Source organism: Mycobacterium sp. 1164966.3, assembly GCF_001665395.1.
GTDB lineage: Bacteria > Actinomycetota > Actinomycetes > Mycobacteriales > Mycobacteriaceae > Mycobacterium.
In genome coordinates, this window is record NZ_LZSG01000062.1 from 286,176 (window position 1) to 305,100 (window position 18,925).

An 18,925-nucleotide genomic window follows, 5' to 3' on the forward strand; every position below is an offset into this window, starting at 1 on the left:
ACGTATGAGCCGCACACTGCTGCGTGGCGCGCAGGTGGTCACCATGTCATCGCAGCGGCCTGACGCAGAACGCATCGACATCCTGATCGACGGCCATCGCATTGCTGAAATGAGCGAGCGCATTGACCGGCCCGACACCGAAGTTGTCGATTTGGCCGGGCGCATCGTCATCCCGGGTTTGGTCAATGCGCACCTGCACACTTGGCAGAGCGGGCTGCGTTTTGCCGGCGCCGACTGGACGTTGCCCGAATATCTGCACCGCCTGCATGGCTGCCTCGCAAGGCATTACACACCAGGCGATATCTACATCGGCAATCTGGCCGGTGCCCTTAATCAAATCAACTGTGGCACAACGACGTTGGGAGACTGGTGTCATAACAATCCCACGCCCGAGCACACCGATGCCGCCGTCGAAGGGCTGCAGAAGTCCGGCATTCGTGCCGTCTTTCTGCACGGCACCCCGAACAGAGCACCCGATGTCGCCCATCCGCTTGCCGAGGTGGACCGACTGATTGACGGGACGGCCAGAGCGCACGACTTGCTAACCGTCGGCATGGCGATCAGCGGGCCGCAGCACTCGACACCTGAGGTGGCCGTGGCCGATTTTAGGGCTGCCGCCACGCGCGACCTGGTGGTGTCGATGCATCAAAGCGGCGGTCAACCGGCGACCGCGTGGGAAGCCGTACGCACAGCAGGGTTATTCGGGCCCCGCACCAACATCGTGCATGGTGCTGGTCTGACTGAGCAGTGGGTCGACACCCTGGTCGACGCCGGCGTCAGCTTTACCGCCACAACGGAAAACGAACTCAGCCAGGGCCACGGCGTCCCCATAACCGGACAACTGCTGCAACGTGGAGCGGCTCCGTCGTTGGGCACCGACACGGAAACCGTGGTGTCCGGCGAAATCCTCACCGCCGCAAGGATTGCGCTGGCACATCAGCGGGCGCTCGACCACGAGGACCACCGGAAAGCGACCGGCATGATGTGCACAACGCGGTCGGTCACCAGCAAGCAGGCGCTGTCATGGGTGACCGTCGAGGGAGCACGCGCCCTCGGGCTGGCCGGAGTGGTGGGCCGGATAGAGCCGGGCATGCAGGCCGACCTGGTCGTCATCGATACGCGAGCGCTGAACCTCTGGCCGGCGCACGACCCAATCGCCACCGCACTTAATGCCAGTCTCGCGAACATCGAAGCAGTGATGATCGGTGGCCGTTGGCGCAAACGAAACTACTGCCTGATGAACGCAGATCTCGACGAGGTAAGAAGCCGGCAGGCCGAATCGGGCGAACGGCTTATCCGCCAGTTGGACACCGACGTCTGTAGCTAGCGCGAGCAGACGCAAAATGCCATGAAAACGAACGGTTTCGGAGCATTTTGCGTCTGCTTGGCCTAGTAAAGCGCGTTCGCGAGATTACGCCGCCCGACGATGACCTCGGGATCGGCAGGGTCGAACAGCTCGAACAGCTCGATCAGCCGAGTCCTAACCCGAGTGCGCTCATCTCCGGAAGTGCTGCGCACCAACGCAATCAAACGCTCGAATGCCGCCGCCACATCTTGATTGAGGATCTGCACGTCGGCCGCCGCAAACGCGGCTTCGATGTCGTCCGGCGCGGCGTCGGCGACTGCGACCGCGTCCGGTCGTTGTGCGGTTGCGCGGGTTAGGAATTCGATCTGCCGGATGGCAGCCTTCGCTTCGACGCTGCCCGGATTGGCGTCCAGGACCGCCTGATACGACAGTCGCGCCGCTTCGAAATCGCCGGCCTCGAGTTGCTGGCGGGCCTGCGCAACCTCCGGGTCGACTTCTGCAGCCTCCCCGGAACCGCTTGGCCCCCTGAGCTTTCCGGCCGTTGCCGAAAGCAGGGAATCCAGCCAGCGCCGTAACTGATCGGCCGGTTGCACGCCCTGGAAACTTGAGACAGGCTGCCCCGCCGCCAAAGCCACCACGGTGGGTACCGCATCAATACCGAAAATCCGCGCCACCCTGGGGGCCACGTCCACATTGACCGTCGCCAGGGACCACGTGCCATTGTCGTCAGCGGCTAGCGCGGACAGCGCATCCACCAGCTCTATACACGCGTCGCTGCGCGGTGACCACAAAACCACCACCACCGGTACTTCGTCCGACCGGACCAGCACTTGTTCTTCGAAATTGGCTTCGGTGACCTCGGTGGTCTGCGGGCCGCCCGGCGCCGCCGTTGCCTGACCCGGTTGAGCGGGTGCTGAAGCATTCTGCTGGGCGCGCTGTTTGAGACCGGACAGATCGACCGCACCAGCCATGGCAGGCCCGATAGGAGGTCGCGGACGAGTCACGTCATCAAGTTTGTCACGCCGCTTCGGGCTCTGATCCACCCGGTGGTTCCGCGGATCCGGCGAGGTCAAGCCCGGCGCCAGAGCGCTGCACAAACGGGTCGTGATCTGCAGCTATGACACAAATCACACAAACTTCCCCATACCCCGTCGTGCAGCAAAGTTACTGGTCAGTTCGGGATTGTTCATCCGGCGCGCAGGATCAGCGCGTCGCCCTGGCCCCCGGCACCGCACAGGGCGGCAACGCCGTAGCCCGATCCGCGCCGCGCCAGCTCGAGTGCCACGTGCAGCGTGATTCTGGCGCCCGACATGCCGATTGGATGACCGACGGCGATTGCGCCGCCATTGACGTTGACCAGCTCAGGATCCACGCCGAGTTCGCGCGTGGAGGCCAGTGCGACGGCCGCGAACGCCTCGTTGATTTCCACGACGTCGAGCTGGTCAACCGAGATACCCTCACGGTCCAGCGCCTTCTTGATGGCGCTGGCCGGTTGAGACTGAAGCGTGGAATCCGGCCCGGCGACAACGCCGTGTGCACCGATCTCGCACAGCCACGTCAGACCCATTTCCTGGGCCTTCTGCTTGTTCATCACCACAACCGCGGCCGCACCGTCGGAGATCTGGGAGGCCGAGCCGGCAGTGATGGTGCCGTCCTTGCGGAACGCTGGCTTGAGTCCGGCCAGCGAGTCGGCGGTGGTGTTGGCGCGGATTCCCTCGTCCTCGGTGAACTGCAGCGGATCGCCCTTGCGCTGCGGGATGTTGACCGGCACCACCTCGTCGTTGAAAATGCCGTCCTTCCACGCCGCGGCCGCCTTCTGGTGTGACCGGGCGGCGTATTCGTCCTGCTCCTGGCGGGTGAACTTGTCGACGTCGTTGCGCTGCTCGGTCAGCGCGCCCATCGGCTGATCCGTGAACACGTCGTGCAGCCCGTCGTAGGCCATGTGATCCAGCACCGTGACGTCGCCGTACTTGTAGCCCGAACGGCTGTCCATCAGCAGGTGCGGGGCCTTGGTCATGGATTCCTGACCGCCTGCGACCACGACATCGAATTCTCCGGCGCGGATGAGCTGGTCAGCCAGCGCGATCGCGTCAATACCGGACAGGCACATCTTGTTGATGGTCAGGGATGGCACATCCCAGCCGATGCCGGCCGCAACCGCCGCTTGCCGGGCGGGCATCTGGCCGGCCCCGGCGGTCAACACCTGGCCCATGATCACGTACTCGACCAGTGAGGCCGGCACGTGAGCCCTTTCCAGCGCCCCGGCGATCGCGATGGCACCCAGATCGCTAGCCGAGAAATCCTTGAGCGAACCCATCAATTTTCCTATCGGGGTGCGGGCTCCAGCAACGATCACCGACGTCGTCATGAGTACCTCCTGGCCGGGCTGTGGACGGTCTCGGAAGGCCGATTCGACCTACCGGAGAAGCGCAATCTCAATCGCCAGGTTACCGTTGTGTGATGACGACCGACCAAGTTGACGCCCGTCACGTACTTGCTGCCTCGTTGGTGACAGGACTCGATCACGTCGGCATTGCGGTCGCCGACCTGGACGCTTCCATCGAGTGGTACCACGATCACCTCGGAATGATCCTGGTCCACGAGGAAGTCAACGACGACCAGGGCATCCGCGAGGCAATGCTTTCGGTGCCGGGGACCACGGCGCAAATCCAGTTGATGGCCCCACTCGACGAGTCGTCGGTGATAGCAAAGTTCTTGGAGAAGCGCGGCCCTGGCATCCAGCAGCTGGCGTGCCGGGTCAGCGATCTGGACGCCCTGTGCGCGCGTCTGCGCTCCCAGGGTGTGCGCCTGGTCTATGAGACCGCCAGGCGCGGTACAGCGAACTCGCGGATCAACTTCATCCACCCCAAAGACGCCGGCGGCGTTCTCATCGAGTTGGTCGAGCCGGCGAGCTAAGACCACTTCCTGGTCGGACCGCGATTCCCGCGGTTCTTCCAGCACGGCGTGTGCCAGTGCCGCCGATCCTCGGCCCCGGCCACGACTGAATCAGTGGGCCATACCACCACATGCGCAGTGCCGGAACGGATCTCATGATCACATCCCGGACAACGGTAGGTCTTGACGGCACGAGCCGCGGCGATGGCTCGCACCTCGTACTCGTAGCCGTCGGCACCGGTTTCCAATCGGCGCAACCCCGCCGACGGTGGTTGCCGCCCGCGTGGCGGTTTGGGTCGCCGGGCCATTCGGCCAGTTTAACGGCGCAAACTCAAAACAGCCGGTACTCGTCGCTGTCCATGCCGCGCATCTGATCGTAATCCAATGTGATGCAACGGATTCCGCGGTCGACGGCCAGAATGCGAGCCTGCGGCTTGATTTGCTGGGCGGCAAACACTCCCTGCACCGGCGCGAGGACCGTGTCGCGATTGAGCAGTTCTAGATAACGAGTGAGCTGCTCGACACCGTCGATCTCGCCACGCCGCTTGACCTCCACGGCGACACAGCCTCCGCGTTCATCGCGGCACAACAGATCGACCGGTCCGATCGGGGTCATGTATTCGCGGCGAACCAGCGTGTATCCCTCGCCCAGCAGGTGCACGTGCTCGGCCAGCAGCGCCTGCAGGTGGGCCTCCACGCCGTCTTTGACCAGTCCGGGGTCCACGCCCAGCTCGTGGCTGGAATCGTGTTCGATCTGCTCGACGGTGATGCGCAGCTGCTCGCCGGCCTTGTTCTGCACCACCCACACCGGCGCCGGTGCGCCGGGCTCCTCGCTCAGCCAGCAAGGCGGGCTCATCCAGTTCAACGGCTTGTAAGCCCGGTCATCGGCGTGCACGCTGACTGAACCGTCGGCCTTGAACAGCAGCAACCTGCGCGCCGATGGCAGGTGAGCGGTAAGCCGGCCGACGTAGTCCACGGTGCACTGGGCGATCACTAGGCGCACCCGACTCACCTTAGAGCGTGGCCGACGAACTAGGCTGGCGCCACCATGGCCGGCAAAAAAACGGTGGCGCAACGCTTGGGCCGAGTGCTCGAGCGGGTGACCCGTCAAAGCGGCCGGCCCGATACCCCCGCGTTCGGCTCTTGGCTGCTGGGGCGGGTATCGGAAAGTCAGCGACGTCGCCGGGTCCGCATCCAGGTCATCATGACCGTCCTCATCGTCGCGGCCAATCTCATTGGGATCGCTGTGAACGTGCTGTTGGTGACGGTCGCAATACCCCAACCCAGCGTGTTCCACGACGCACCGAAGTGGCTGACGTTCGGCGTCGTGCCCGGCTACATCGCGCTAGCCCTGGCGTTGGGCGCGTATTGGATCACCAGGCGAACCGTGCTCGCACTGCGCTGGGCCATCGAGGAGCGCCCGCCAACACGCGACGACGAGCGCAACACGTTCCTGGCCCCCTGGCGCGTGGCCCTGGGCGACCTCATTCTGTGGGGCATCGGGACGGTCCTGCTGACCACCCTCTACGGAATGGTCAACCACCAGTTCATCCCGCGGTTCCTGATCACGGTCGCGTTCGCCGGTCTTCTGGTCTCCACCGGCAGCTATCTGCTCACCGAGTTCGCGCTGCGCCCGGTGGCCGCCCAGGCACTCGAGGCGGGGCCACCGCCCCGGCGGATGGCACCGGGCATCATGGGCCGACTGCTGATGGTGTGGCTGATGGGTTCCGGCGTGCCCGTCGTCGGCATCGCGCTCATGGCCGTCTTCCAGATCGCGATGCGGAATCTGACCGAGACCGAGTTCGCGGTCGGAATGCTGATCGTCTCGGCGGCGACACTGATCTTCGGGTTCAGCCTGATGTGGATCATGGCCTGGCTCACCGCGACACCGGTGCGGGTGGTACGCGCGGCGCTCCAGCGCGTCGAGCGGGGCGACCTGCGCGGTGACCTGGTGGTATTCGACGGGACCGAGCTCGGCGAGCTGCAACGTGGTTTCAACGCCATGGTCGACGGCCTGCGGGAGCGCGAACGGGTGCGCGATCTGTTCGGCCGGCATGTCGGGCGCGAAGTCGCCGCCGCCGCCGAACGGGAGCGACCGAAACTGGGCGGCGAAGAACGCCATGTCGCTGTCGTGTTCATCGACATCATCGGCTCCACGAAGTTGGTCACCAGCCAACCGCCGGCCGACATCGTCAAACTGCTGAATCGGTTCTTCACGGTGATCGTCGAAGAGGTGGACCGCCACTGCGGCTTCGTCAACAAATTCGAGGGCGACGCTTCGCTGGCCATTTTCGGTGCGCCGAACACTTTGGAAAACCCCGAAGACCAAGCCCTGGCGGCCGCGCGGGTCATTGCTAAACGATTGTGCGACGAGATGCCGGAGTGCCAGGCCGGCATCGGTGTGGCCGCGGGCCAGGTCGTCGCCGGTAATGTGGGAGCCCGAGAACGGTTCGAATACACCGTGATCGGTGAGCCGGTCAACGAAGCGGCACGGTTGTGCGAACTGGCCAAATCACGCCCCGGCAAGTTGCTGGCATCGGCGCAGACGCTGGAGGGCGCGAGCGAAAGTGAACGCGAGCATTGGTCTTTGGGACGCCACGTGAAATTGCGTGGCCACGACCAACGGACCCAGCTGGCGTCGCCGGTCGAGCCGGCCAAAGCGCGAAAGTAAGGCCGCTGCGGCGGATCGAGGCCGAACCGCACCTACGGTCGGGTGAGCGCGAGTAATATTTCGCCGTGACGCAACAGCGGTATCACGTCGAGGATCCGCGATGTTGTTGAGCCGTCGCCAATTGGGTGCAGTCTCCGGCGTGGTGTTGCTGGCGGCGTGCACGTCGCGTCCGGAACATCCCGCGCCGCGGCCCGTCGGCGATCACCCCCGTCTATTGGTGCGCAGATCGGATCTGGATCGCTTACGCCAGTGGGCATCTGACGACAATCCGGTCTACCGCGATGGGCTTTCGGTGCTTGCCGGAAAGGCGAAGAAGAGCATGGACGACGGCCATGTCCCTGCCGAGGACGCCGGGTCCGACGCCTATGAAACCTATCCGACAGAGTGGTATGCGGAGCTGTTCGCGTTCATGTCCCTGATCGAGCGTGATCAACCGACGCGCGACGAATACGGGCGCCGCGCCCGAAACCTGTTGATGCACATCATCGATAAGGCTTCGGCCGGCGCCGGCTCCGACGGCGAACCCTTCCGCGGACCGCGGTTCGCGACGTTCGACCGGTCGCGCTGGAACGGCGAGGCGTTCGGCTTGACCGTCGACTGGGCCTATGCGTACTTCTCCACCGACGACAAGCGCCGCATCCGCGATGTGTTCCTGCGTTGGTCTGCCGAGCAGTTCGCTGCCTACCCGTCGGAGCAAGGTGGCGGTGGCGCAGCCGATTTCCGCCCCGACGGCCCGTTCAACGATCCCGCCATGCTCGCCGATCAAACCCGTGTGCGCTGGGCAATGAACAACTACTACAACGCCCACATGCGCAACATGGGTCTGATGGCGGCGGCCCTGGACTCCGGCGACGACCCCGACGGCCGGTTGCGCAATTACCTGCGCAACGTCACCGGCCAGTGGCTGTACATGACTGACCATGCCATGCGGACGGTATCGTCAGGCGGGCTGTCGCCCGAGGGCACCGAATACTCGCTGACCGCATTGGCATTCCATGTGCAATTGCTCGTCGCGATGCACACCGCCGGCCTCGACGACGCCGCCAAATGGGGACCGCAGGTGGTCATGGCCGACAATCCGTTCTGGGCGGACTCGATGACCGCGAACTTTCACACCTTGCCGCCCAAATCAAGTCCGGCCCCGCCCGACGCGAACGAACCCGGGGACATCTATCAAGTGGCGGCCTACGGGGATCTTCAGGTCTATGCGGCTCCTGACCTGACGAACACCCTTGCGCCAATGGCGATTTACGCGCGCTCACGTGGTGACCAGGCGACCGTCGACGCGTGCCGCTGGCACATGATCAATGTGCCTGCGGGCGGCGCCGGTTCGCTTCTGGACCGCGTCGGCTCCACCGACCAGTTCAACACCGCGATCCTGTATTTCCTGACCCTGGATCCGCACGCACCACAGCCGAAGGACCCCAGGCCGGGCTTGCCGCTGCAGCACCAGGCAAGCGGACTCAACAGGTTCCTCTCACGCACATCCTGGTCCGACGACGCGCGCATCTTCACCTACTCGCTGACCTGGAAGTCCATTGACCACCAAGGCAGTGACGGCAACGAGTTCGAGCTCTACCGCAAAGGTGAATGGCTGACGAAGCAGCGCACCGGTTACGACACCACGTGGTACTCCGACTACCACAACACGCTCACGATCGAGAACGCACCGCTACCACCCGATAGTGAAGAGCGCTATCTCGATCTTGCGCGGCGCGGCGCCCAGGTTCCCCTTGTTGCCAAGAACGATCCGACGCTGATCGCCCAAAGCAGCAGCGACGCATACTTTTACGCTTGCGGCGACGCCACCAATCTGTACAACGAGCCGGAGCGCGACCGCACCGAGGTCGCCCACGCCAGCCGGTCGCTGGTGTGGCTCAAACCCGACCACGTCGTCGTCTACGACCGGGCCGAAACCCATACCGACGGACGGTTCAAACGCTTCTGGCTGCAGGCAGCCGCCCCGTTCGAGGTGACCGGAACCCAGGCCGTCGTGAAAACTCCTGGAGGACAACGGCTTTTCAGCACCACGCTGCTGCCCGAGGGCGCAATGATCCGGGCCGGCGACGACGAACCCGACGTCGGCCGCCCGTCGGCGGGCGAGCCGATGCGGCACCGGCTGATGGTAGGGGCCGCAGGCAACCCGCGCAGCGTGCGCTTCCTGCACGTGGTACAGGGCGCCGACGGTTCTTCCGCTCCCGACGTGGTGACGCTCATCCGCAGCAGCAGCGGAACTGCATACGAAGGCGCGGTTGTAGGCGCAACTGCCGTCTTATTTCCCGTCACTCTCGGCCGGACCGACTCGCCCGTGACGCTTTCCCTTCCCGGCGGCGTTTCGCGGCTGGTCGTCACCGGCCTCGATAAGAACACCGGCTACCGTGTCGAGCGGCGTGGCGGAGCCGTCACCGTGGCCCTTGGCGGCAACAGGACGACCGACGGCGGCGGAGTGCTGGCCGTCGCTATCTGAAGCGGGCAGCCGGTCGGACATTGCCGACAAGGTCGTGATCAACCAGCTGCGGCGGGCGCGTTCCTCGTCCTGCTCGCCAATCCGCGACGCGGATCTTGGACCGCCACACACCCAAGGACACCTTGAACCGCCCGTATTTGGTGCACACCCGGTTGCCAGGACATTGATGTCGTTTTTCCGCCAGTCTTGTCGGTGGGTAGGTGTAACTGTGGAACCGTGCATGAAGATTTCGAACGCTGCTACCGGGCCGTCCAGTCCAAGGACGCCCGGTTCGACGGCTGGTTCGTCATCGCGGTGCTGACGACCCGGATCTACTGCCGTCCCAGTTGCCCGGTACGGCCTCCGTTCGCCCGTAACGTCCGCTTCCTACCCACCGCGGCCGCCGCTCAACGGGAGGGTTTCCGGGCCTGCAAGAGGTGCCGTCCTGACGCTTCGCCGGGGTCGCCCGAATGGAACGTGCGCCGCGACGTCGTCGCACGGGCGATGCGGCTGATCGCCGACGGCACCGTGGACCGCGAGGGCGTCGGCGGCCTGGCAGCCCACGTCGGCTATACGACGCGTCAGCTGGAACGACTGTTGCAGGCCGAGGTCGGTGCCGGCCCGCTCGCGCTGGCCCGCGCACAACGGACGCAGACCGCCCGGGTCCTCATCGAGACGACCGACCTGCCATTCGGCGACGTAGCCTTCGCCGCGGGGTTCTCCAGCATCCGTCAGTTCAACGACACCGTGCGGCTGGTGTTCGAAACCACGCCGACTGCGTTACGCGAGCGCGCGGCAATTCATTTCGGCTCTGGGACGACGTCGCGGGGAGCTGTGTCGCTTCGGTTGCCGGTGCGCACGCCCTTCGCCTTTGATGGCGTGTTCGGCCATCTGGCCGCCGGAGCCGTGCCCGGTTGCGAGGAGGTGCGTGACGGCGCGTACCGACGCAGCTTGCGGCTGCCCTGCGGCAGCGCCGTCGTCACCCTCACTCCGGCCGTCGATCATGTCGGCTGCCAACTGGTCTTGGACGATTTCCGCGACCTCACCACCGCGATCGCGCGCTGCCGACGCCTGCTGGACCTCGATGCCGACCCCGAAGCCGTCGTCGAAGCGCTGTCCGCGGATGCGGACCTGGCGCCGGTGGTGGCCAAAGCGCCCGGACAACGCATCCCCCGCACGGTCGACGAGGCAGAACTTGCCGTGCGCGCAGTACTGGGACAGCAGGTGTCGACCAAGGCCGCGCGAACCCACACGCGCAGGCTCGTCGCCGCCTACGGCCAGCCCATCCACGATCCGGCCGGTGCGCTGACCCACACCTTCCCGTCGGTCGAACATCTGGCTGACATCGATCCGGTCCACCTGGCTGTCCCCAAAAGCCGGCAACGAACAATCAACGCCCTTGTCGCCGGCCTGGCCGACGGCAGCATCGCTCTAGACGCCGGGTGCGACTGGGAACGCGCTCGCAGGCAATTGTTGGATCTGCCGGGGGTGGGCCCGTGGACGGCAGAGGTGATCGCGATGCGAGGCCTGGGCGACCCAGACGCTTTCCCGGCCAGCGATCTCGGCCTTAAGCTGGCCGCCAAGCATCTGGGTCTGCCCACACAGCAACGAACCCTCATCGAACACAGCGCCCGCTGGCGGCCGTGGCGCTCGTACGCCGTCCAGCACCTATGGGCCACCCTCGAGCATCCGATAAACCAATGGCCACCACCACAGGAGGTTGCATGATCCACTACCGCACCATCGAGAGCCCGATCGGACCTTTGACCCTGGCCGGGCGTGGGTCAGTGCTGACCAACCTGAGGATGGTCGACCAGACCTACGAGCCGAACCGGGCCGGCTGGACCGAGGACCATACGGCGTTCACCGACACCGTCGAACAACTCGAAGCCTATTTCGCCGGCGAGCTCACCGATTTCGATGTCGAATTGGACATGCACGGCACCGGATTTCAACGGCGGGTTTGGCAGGCGCTGCTGACAATCCCATACGGGCAAACCCGCTCCTACGGAGAGATCGCCGCACAAGTCGGCGCACCTGGTGCGGCACGGGCGGTGGGGTTGGCCAACGGCCACAATCCGATCGCCATCATTGTTCCGTGCCATCGCGTCATCGGCGCCAGCGGAAGTCTTACCGGCTACGGTGGCGGACTCGACCGCAAGAAGACATTACTCGACCTGGAGAAAAGCCGGACGCCCGCAGAATTGACGCTGTTCGACTGAGAGCCGAATGCAAAAACACCCCCGGAAAACCGGGGGTGTTTTTGCATATGTTCGGCGGTGTCCTACTTTTCCACCCGAAGTGGGCAGTATCATCGGCGCTGACAGGCTTAGCTTCCGGGTTCGGGATGGGACCGGGCGTTTCCCTATCGCTGTGGCCGCCGTAACTCTATTACTCTACCGCTATTTTGTTTGGTTGTACTGGTGGGGGGTGTGGTGCTCCACGACAATTGTCGTGAGTACCGAATAGTGGTTGCGATTTGTGTTGGTAAGTTTTCGGCCGGTTAGTGCCAGTTCCCTTCACTCATTGCTGAGCTTCCAGGTCTGGCCTATCGATCCCGTGTTCTGCGGGGGGCCTTATCCCACCAAGTGGGTGAGAAGCCTGATCTTGGAGAAGGTTTCCCGCTTAGATGCTTTCAGCGGTTATCCTGTCCGAACGTAGCTATCCAGCAGTGCCCCTGGTGGGACAACTGGTGCACTAGAGGTTCGTCCGTCCCGGTCCTCTCGTACTAGGGACAGGTTTCCTCAAGCTTCTGACGCGCGCGGCGGATAGAGACCGAACTGTCTCACGACGTTCTAAACCCAGCTCGCGTGCCGCTTTAATGGGCGAACAGCCCAACCCTTGGGACCTGCTCCAGCCCCAGGATGCGACGAGCCGACATCGAGGTGCCAAACCATCCCGTCGATATGGACTCTTGGGGAAGATCAGCCTGTTATCCCCGGGGTACCTTTTATCCGTTGAGCGACACCCCTTCCACTCGGGGGTGCCGGATCACTAATCCCGACTTTCGTCCCTGCTTGACGTGTAGGTCTCGCAGTCAAGCTCCCTTGTGCATTTACACTCGCCACCTGATTGCCGTCCAGGTTGAGGGAACCTTTGGGCGCCTCCGTTACATTTTAGGAGGCAACCGCCCCAGTTAAACTACCCGCCAGGCACTGTCCGTGAACCGGATATACGGTTCGACGTTAGGTATCCAATACGATCAGAGTGGTATTTCAACAACGACTCCACCTCGACTGGCGTCGAGGCTTCACAGTCTCCCACCTATCCTACACAAACCGTACCGAACACCAATACCAAGTTGTAGTGAAGGTCCCGGGGTCTTTTCGTCCTGCCGCGCGTAACGAGCATCTTTACTCGTAGTGCAATTTCGCCGAGTCTATGGTTGAGACAGTTGAGAAGTCGTTACGCCATTCGTGCAGGTCGGAACTTACCCGACAAGGAATTTCGCTACCTTAGGATGGTTATAGTTACCACCGCCGTTTACTGGGGCTTAAATTCTCCGCTTCACCCTTACGAGTTAACGGGTCCTCTTAACCTTCCAGCACCGGGCAGGCGTCAGTCCGTATACATCGTCTTGCGACTTCGCACGGACCTGTGTTTTTAGTAAACAGTCGCTTCTCACTGGTTTCTGCGACCGAATCCCGCTCCCACCGCAAGGGTGTTCACGGTATTCCGGTCCCCCTTCTCCCGAAGTTACGGGGGCATTTTGCCGAGTTCCTTAACCATAGTTATCTCGTACGCCTTGGTATGCTCTACCTGACCACCTGTGTCGGTTTGGGGTACGGGCCGTGTGTGTGCTCGCTAGAGGCTTTTCTTGGCAGCAGAGGATCACCGAATTCGCCTCAACCGGCTATGCATCACCTCTCAGGATTAATGAGCGACGGATTTGCCTATCGCTCTCCCTACAGGCTTACCCCAGTATTACCACTAACTGGTACGGCTACCTTCCTGCGTCACCCCATCGCTTGACTACTACCAGCGAAGTTCCCACGCAGCCCCGAACCTCCACGCCCCCGAAGGGGAATGATCGATTCGGTTTTGGGTGGTTAGTACCGCTGATTCATCACGGGCGCTCACACACGGGTACGGGAATATCAACCCGTTGTCCATCGACTACGCCTGTCGGCCTCGCCTTAGGTCCCGACTCACCCTGGGCGGACTGGCCTGGCCCAGGAACCCTTGGTCTTACGGCGGGCAAGGTTCTCACTTGCCTTATCGCTACTCATGCCTGCATTCTCACTCCCTCACCCTCCACCACCGGTCACCCGGCGGCTTCCCTGAATGAGGGACGCTCCCCTACCCACATTCACAAATGTGAATGTGCCGCGGCTTCGGCGGTGTGCTTGAGCCCCGCTACATTATCGGCGCACAATCACTTGACCAGTGAGCTATTACGCACTCTTTCAAGGGTGGCTGCTTCTAAGCCAACCTCCTGGTTGTCTTTGCGACTGCACATCCTTTTCCACTTAGCACACGCTTAGGGGCCTTAGCCGGCGATCTGGGCTGTTTCCCTTTCGACGTACGGAGCTTATCCCCCGCCGTCTCACTGCCACGCTGTACACCACGGCATTCGGAGTTTGGCTGACGTCAGTAACCTAGTAGGGCCCATCGGCCATCCAGTAGCTCTACCTCCGTGGTGAATCACGCAACGCTGCACCTAAATGCATTTCGGGGAGAACCAGCTATCACGGAGTTTGATTGGCCTTTCACCCCTACCCACAACTCATCCCCTCAGTCTTCAACCTAAGTGGGTTCGGGCCTCCACGCGGTCTTACCCGCGCTTCACCCTGGCCATGGGTAGATCACTCCGCTTCGGGTCCAGAACACGCCACTACACCCCAAAAGGGGATACGCCCTATTCAGACTCGCTTTCGCTGCGGCTACCCCACACGGGTTAACCTCGCGACATGTCCCTGACTCGCAGGCTCATTCTTCAAAAGGCACGCCATCACCCCACGAAGAGGCTCTGACGGATTGTAGGCACACGGTTTCAGGTACTCTTTCACTCCCCTCCCGGGGTACTTTTCACCATTCCCTCACGGTACTAATCCGCTATCGGTCATCGAGTAGTATTTAGGCTTACCGGGTGGTCCCGGCAGATTCACAGCAGATTCCACGGGCCCGCTGCTACTCGGGAGTTGATACAAGGCAGGTGCCGGGTTTTCGCGTACCGGGCTCTCACCGTCTACGGCAGACCATCCCAGGCCACTTCCGCTAACCACGACACTTTCTGACTACCCCTCAGCCAGGTAGAGCTGAGACATATCAATCCCACAACCCCGCACACACAACCCCTACCCGGTTACCCATGCGTGCGGTTTAGCCATGTTCCGCGTTCGCTCGCCACTACTAGCGGAATCACAATTGTTTTCTTCTCCTACGGGTACTGAGATGTTTCACTTCCCCGCGTTCCCTCTCGCACCCTATATATTCAGATGCGAGTAACACGACATAACTCGTGCTGGGTTTCCCCATTCGGAAATCCTCGGATCAAAGCTCGGTTGACAGCTCCCCGAGGCATATCGCAGCCTCCCACGTCCTTCGTCGGCTCTCGATGCCAAGGCATCCACCATGCGCCCTTAGTCACTTACAAACACAAAAACCAAAGAAGAAATTACATTCATGAACACGCCACCACTAGGGACAGCGCGTTCATTAGATGCTCGCAACCACTATCCAGTTCTCAAACACCACACCCCACCACCAAGATGGCGGGACAACAACCCTTAACAGCCTGGGGTGTTGCCTCAGGACCCAATAGTGTGTCTGGCTTGCTTGTTGTTGCGCACCCGGCCCTCGTCCACTACAGACGAGAACCCCTCACGGCTCACACTCCACCAATTGGAGTGCTTTTCGTGGTGCTCCTTAGAAAGGAGGTGATCCAGCCGCACCTTCCGGTACGGCTACCTTGTTACGACTTCGTCCCAATCGCCGATCCCACCTTCGACAGCTCCCTCCCGAGGGTTAGGCCACTGGCTTCGGGTGTTACCGACTTTCATGACGTGACGGGCGGTGTGTACAAGGCCCGGGAACGTATTCACCGCAGCGTTGCTGATCTGCGATTACTAGCGACTCCGACTTCACGGGGTCGAGTTGCAGACCCCGATCCGAACTGAGACCGGCTTTAAAAGGATTCGCTTAACCTTGCGGTATCGCAGCCCTTTGTACCGGCCATTGTAGCATGTGTGAAGCCCTGGACATAAGGGGCATGATGACTTGACGTCATCCCCACCTTCCTCCGAGTTGACCCCGGCAGTCTCTCACGAGTCCCCGGCATTACCCGCTGGCAACATGAGACAAGGGTTGCGCTCGTTGCGGGACTTAACCCAACATCTCACGACACGAGCTGACGACAGCCATGCACCACCTGCACACAGGCCACAAGGGAACGCCTATCTCTAGACGCGTCCTGTGCATGTCAAACCCAGGTAAGGTTCTTCGCGTTGCATCGAATTAATCCACATGCTCCGCCGCTTGTGCGGGCCCCCGTCAATTCCTTTGAGTTTTAGCCTTGCGGCCGTACTCCCCAGGCGGGGTACTTAATGCGTTAGCTACGGCACGGATCCCAAGGAAGGAAACCCACACCTAGTACCCACCGTTTACGGCGTGGACTACCAGGGTATCTAATCCTGTTCGCTCCCCACGCTTTCGCTCCTCAGCGTCAGTTACTGCCCAGAGACCCGCCTTCGCCACCGGTGTTCCTCCTGATATCTGCGCATTCCACCGCTACACCAGGAATTCCAGTCTCCCCTGCAGTACTCCAGTCTGCCCGTATCGCCCGCACGCTCACAGTTAAGCCGTGAGATTTCACGAACAACGCGACAAACCACCTACGAGCTCTTTACGCCCAGTAATTCCGGACAACGCTCGCACCCTACGTATTACCGCGGCTGCTGGCACGTAGTTGGCCGGTGCTTCTTCTGCAGGTACCGTCACTTGCGCTTCGTCCCTGCTGAAAGAGGTTTACAACCCGAAGGCCGTCATCCCCCACGCGGCGTCGCTGCATCAGGCTTGCGCCCATTGTGCAATATTCCCCACTGCTGCCTCCCGTAGGAGTCTGGGCCGTATCTCAGTCCCAGTGTGGCCGGACACCCTCTCAGGCCGGCTACCCGTCGTCGCCTTGGTAGGCCATCACCCCACCAACAAGCTGATAGGCCGCGGGCCCATCCCACACCGCAAAAGCTTTCCACCACAGGACATGCGTCCCGAGGTCATATCCGGTATTAGACCCAGTTTCCCAGGCTTATCCCGATGTGCAGGGCAGATTACCCACGTGTTACTCACCCGTTCGCCACTCGAGTGTCTCCGAAGAGACCTTTCCGTTCGACTTGCATGTGTTAGGCACGCCGCCAGCGTTCGTCCTGAGCCAGGATCAAACTCTCCAAACAAAAACCCCTCGACAAGCGAGGTGAATTTACAATCAGAGAAAATCTGACCTAACAAAAAGACACCAAATCAACTGGCATCAAAAAACGACCATACCCTCACACGGGGGGTGCAAGATATGGTCAAAAAACAACAACAAACAAAAACACCAAACACACTATTGAGTTCTCAAACAACACGCTCATGCTTGTTTTCGCCCGCTTCGGGGCAACCCTGCCAGCTTAATACAGGTCCGGCAGAGTGGTCAACCCTCAGTTTCAGTCACCTTCTGCTGGTGACCGCGCTGTCGGGCACTAACCTGCCCGCTACTCTACCCTCTCGATCTCCGCACCCAAACTCGCCAGGTTCTCCACGAACAACGGGTAGCCGCGATCGATGTGGAAAACGTCGTGGACCTCGGTGTCTCCGTCGGCGACCAGGCCCGCCAACACCAATCCGGCGCCGGCCCGGATGTCCGAGCACCAGACGGGCGCGCTCGAGAGTTGCGGAAGACCCCGGACGACGGCGTGATGGCCGTCGGTGCGGGCATCGGCGCCGAGTCGAATCATCTCTTCGACGAACCGGAACCGTGCCTCGAACACGTTCTCCGTGATCATCGACGTGCCGTCGGCTATCGAGGCCAGCGCGATCGCCATCGGCTGCAGGTCGGTGGGAAAGCCAGGGAACGGCAATGTCGCGACGTTGACCGCCTTGGGGCGTTCGTACTGGGCCACCCGGAAACTGTCGTCGGTCTGCGTGACGGTCGCCCCCGCGTCGTGCAGCTTGTGCAACACCACCTGCAGGTGGGCCGGATCGACGCCGCTCACGGTGATGTCACCGCGGGTCATGGCAGCCGCGATGCCCCAGGTGGCGGCCACGATTCGGTCACCGATCACGCGGTGCTCGGTCGGATACAGCCGCGGGACGCCGGTGATGGTCATGGTCGGCGACCCCGCGCCGTCCACCTGTGCGCCCATCTGATTGAGCATCGTGCACAGATCGACCACGTCGGGCTCTCGCGCAGCGTTGTGGATTGTGGTGACACCCTCGGCCAGGACGGCGGCCATCAGGATGTTCTCGGTAGCTCCCACCGACGGGAACTCCAGCTGAATCTCCGCGCCGCGCAACGTTTCTGCTTGGGCAACCACGCAGCCGTGCTCGATGTTGCAGCGCGCGCCCAGCTGCCGCAGGCCAGCCTGGTGCATATCCAGCGGACGCGATCCGATCGCGTCGCCACCCGGGAGCGCAACCCTGGCCCGCTTGCACCGGCCGACCAGCGGCCCGAGTACGCAGACCGACGCGCGGAACTGCCGGACCGCAGCGAAGTCGGCGTCGTACTTGGGTTCGTCGGGCGAGGTGATTCGCGCAACGTCGCCGTCGAGTTCGACGGTGGCGCCCAGGCCCCGCAGCACCTCCGCCATCAGCGGCACGTCGAGGATGTCGGGACAGTTGGTGATGGTGCTGGTGCCCTCGGCCAGCAACGTCGCGGCCATGAGCTTGAGCACGCTGTTCTTGGCGCCCCCGACGGTGACTCGGCCGGACAACCGGTTGCCCCCGGTCACCACGAAACGCTCAGCCACCCGGGTCAGTGTAGTAAAGCGGTATCGGGTTGTCAGTCAGCTAAGACGGTCAGCCCGGTACCGTTTTGCTCATGGCAGTACATCTGACCCGCATCTATACGCGCACGGGCGACGACGGAACGACGGGGCTGAGTGATTTCTCGCGAGTCTCGAAGAATGATGCACGTTTGGTGGCGTATGCGGATTGCGACGAGGCCAATTCCGCGATCGGCACCGCAATCGCGGTGGGAAAGCCCGAGCCGGAAATCGCGGACATGCTGCGTCAGATTCAAAACGACTTGTTCGATGCGGGAGCGGACCTGTCGACTCCTGTGGTGGATAACCCGGAGCATCCGCCGCTGCGCGTCAGCCAACCGTATATCGACCGGCTCGAGGGTTGGTGCGACCGCTACAACGAAGCTCTTCCCACGTTGAATTCCTTTGTGCTGCCCGGTGGTTCACCGTTGTCTGCGCTACTGCACGTGGCGCGCACGGTGGTTCGTCGAGCCGAGCGGTCGGCGTGGGCCGCCGTCGACGCGCACGCGGACGGTGTCAGCACGCTGCCGGCGAAATACCTGAACCGACTGTCGGATCTGCTCTTCATCCTGTCGCGGGTAGCCAACGCGGGGGACGACGTGTTGTGGCGACCGGGCGGCGGCGCCGCAAGCTAGCGTGAACGA

The 18,925-nt window shown here is 62.5% G+C and carries 12 protein-coding genes and 3 rRNA genes; 7 read left to right on the forward strand and 8 right to left on the reverse strand.

The annotated features are described in order from the left end of the window. Window positions 1–4 precede the first annotated feature (4 nt). On the forward strand, window positions 5–1,327 hold the full coding sequence (locus tag A9W99_RS22495; protein ID WP_067383446.1) for an amidohydrolase family protein: 1,323 nt from the start codon (window positions 5–7) through the stop codon (window positions 1,325–1,327). 62 nt (window positions 1,328–1,389) lie between these two features. Here the strand turns inward: A9W99_RS22495 and A9W99_RS22500 are convergent, their stop codons facing one another. After that, on the reverse strand, window positions 1,390–2,310 hold the full coding sequence (locus A9W99_RS22500) for a tetratricopeptide repeat protein (RefSeq protein ID WP_067383770.1): 921 nt from the start codon (window positions 2,308–2,310) through the stop codon (window positions 1,390–1,392). A 182-nt stretch (window positions 2,311–2,492) separates the two neighbouring features. After that, on the reverse strand, window positions 2,493–3,674 hold the full coding sequence (locus A9W99_RS22505) for an acetyl-CoA C-acetyltransferase (RefSeq protein ID WP_067383449.1): 1,182 nt from the start codon (window positions 3,672–3,674) through the stop codon (window positions 2,493–2,495). A gap of 89 nt (window positions 3,675–3,763) precedes the next feature. On the opposite strand from A9W99_RS22505, the gene mce reads away from it, so the two are divergent. Continuing rightward, complete coding sequence (gene mce, locus A9W99_RS22510; protein WP_067383452.1) at window positions 3,764–4,222, forward strand: methylmalonyl-CoA epimerase; 459 nt, start codon at window positions 3,764–3,766, stop codon at window positions 4,220–4,222. Here mce and A9W99_RS22515 read toward each other — a convergent pair. Next, entirely contained in the window at window positions 4,219–4,509 is a 291-nt protein-coding gene (locus A9W99_RS22515; protein ID WP_067383455.1) for a hypothetical protein, read from the reverse strand. The two genes, mce and A9W99_RS22515, sit on opposite strands and share 4 nt — an antisense overlap. Window positions 4,510–4,532: 23 nt before the next feature. After that, window positions 4,533–5,204, reverse strand: coding sequence for an endonuclease NucS (nucS, locus tag A9W99_RS22520; RefSeq protein WP_067383458.1), 672 nt, complete (start codon window positions 5,202–5,204; stop codon window positions 4,533–4,535). 45 nt (window positions 5,205–5,249) lie between these two features. Here nucS and A9W99_RS22525 point away from each other — a divergent pair, with 45 nt between their 5' ends. From A9W99_RS22525 to A9W99_RS22540, 4 genes are all read left to right on the forward strand, one after another. Next, window positions 5,250–6,872 carry an adenylate/guanylate cyclase domain-containing protein gene (locus tag A9W99_RS22525; RefSeq protein WP_067383460.1) on the forward strand — a complete coding sequence of 541 codons (1,623 nt, stop codon included), beginning with the start codon at window positions 5,250–5,252 and terminating at the stop codon, window positions 6,870–6,872. Window positions 6,873–6,972: 100 nt separating this feature from the next. After that, window positions 6,973–9,339: a hypothetical protein gene (locus A9W99_RS22530; protein WP_067383463.1), complete on the forward strand. Its 2,367-nt coding sequence runs from the start codon at window positions 6,973–6,975 to the stop codon at window positions 9,337–9,339. A 216-nt stretch (window positions 9,340–9,555) separates the two neighbouring features. Next, window positions 9,556–11,046, forward strand: a complete 1,491-nt coding sequence (locus tag A9W99_RS22535; RefSeq protein ID WP_067383466.1) for a DNA-3-methyladenine glycosylase 2 family protein — start codon at window positions 9,556–9,558, stop codon at window positions 11,044–11,046. After that, on the forward strand, window positions 11,043–11,540 hold the full coding sequence (locus tag A9W99_RS22540) for a methylated-DNA--[protein]-cysteine S-methyltransferase (RefSeq protein ID WP_067383469.1): 498 nt from the start codon (window positions 11,043–11,045) through the stop codon (window positions 11,538–11,540). Before A9W99_RS22535 ends, A9W99_RS22540 begins: the two co-directional genes overlap by 4 nt. Window positions 11,541–11,589: 49 nt before the next feature. Here A9W99_RS22540 and rrf read toward each other — a convergent pair. From rrf to murA, 4 genes are all read right to left on the reverse strand, one after another. After that, window positions 11,590–11,703 (reverse strand): 5S ribosomal RNA (gene rrf, locus A9W99_RS22545). Window positions 11,704–11,801: 98 nt separating this feature from the next. Next, a 23S ribosomal RNA gene (locus A9W99_RS22550) occupies window positions 11,802–14,914 on the reverse strand. Window positions 14,915–15,190: 276 nt separating this feature from the next. Next, window positions 15,191–16,709 (reverse strand): 16S ribosomal RNA (locus A9W99_RS22555). The 16S, 23S and 5S rRNA genes sit together here, the layout of an rRNA operon. A gap of 303 nt (window positions 16,710–17,012) precedes the next feature. Beyond that, window positions 17,013–18,266, reverse strand: coding sequence for a UDP-N-acetylglucosamine 1-carboxyvinyltransferase (gene murA, locus A9W99_RS22560; RefSeq protein ID WP_067383472.1), 1,254 nt, complete (start codon window positions 18,264–18,266; stop codon window positions 17,013–17,015). A 71-nt stretch (window positions 18,267–18,337) separates the two neighbouring features. On the opposite strand from murA, the gene A9W99_RS22565 reads away from it, so the two are divergent. Further along, the gene (locus tag A9W99_RS22565) at window positions 18,338–18,916 is read left to right on the forward strand and encodes a cob(I)yrinic acid a,c-diamide adenosyltransferase (protein WP_067383475.1); all 579 of its coding nucleotides are present in this window, start codon (window positions 18,338–18,340) and stop codon (window positions 18,914–18,916) included. The last annotated feature ends 9 nt before the right edge of the window (window positions 18,917–18,925 follow it).

What these genes read in the sequence shown, in the direction of transcription:
- A9W99_RS22495 (WP_067383446.1), top strand. Translation starts at nt 5, where the DNA reads ATGAGCCGCACACTGCTGCGTGGCGCGCAGGTGGTCACCATGTCATCG.
- A9W99_RS22505 (WP_067383449.1), bottom strand. Translation starts at nt 3,674, where the DNA reads ATGACGACGTCGGTGATCGTTGCTGGAGCCCGCACCCCGATAGGAAAA.
- A9W99_RS22515 (WP_067383455.1), bottom strand. Translation starts at nt 4,509, where the DNA reads ATGGCCCGGCGACCCAAACCGCCACGCGGGCGGCAACCACCGTCGGCG.
- A9W99_RS22525 (WP_067383460.1), top strand. Translation starts at nt 5,250, where the DNA reads ATGGCCGGCAAAAAAACGGTGGCGCAACGCTTGGGCCGAGTGCTCGAG.
- A9W99_RS22530 (WP_067383463.1), top strand. Translation starts at nt 6,973, where the DNA reads ATGTTGTTGAGCCGTCGCCAATTGGGTGCAGTCTCCGGCGTGGTGTTG.
- A9W99_RS22540 (WP_067383469.1), top strand. Translation starts at nt 11,043, where the DNA reads ATGATCCACTACCGCACCATCGAGAGCCCGATCGGACCTTTGACCCTG.
- A9W99_RS22565 (WP_067383475.1), top strand. Translation starts at nt 18,338, where the DNA reads ATGGCAGTACATCTGACCCGCATCTATACGCGCACGGGCGACGACGGA.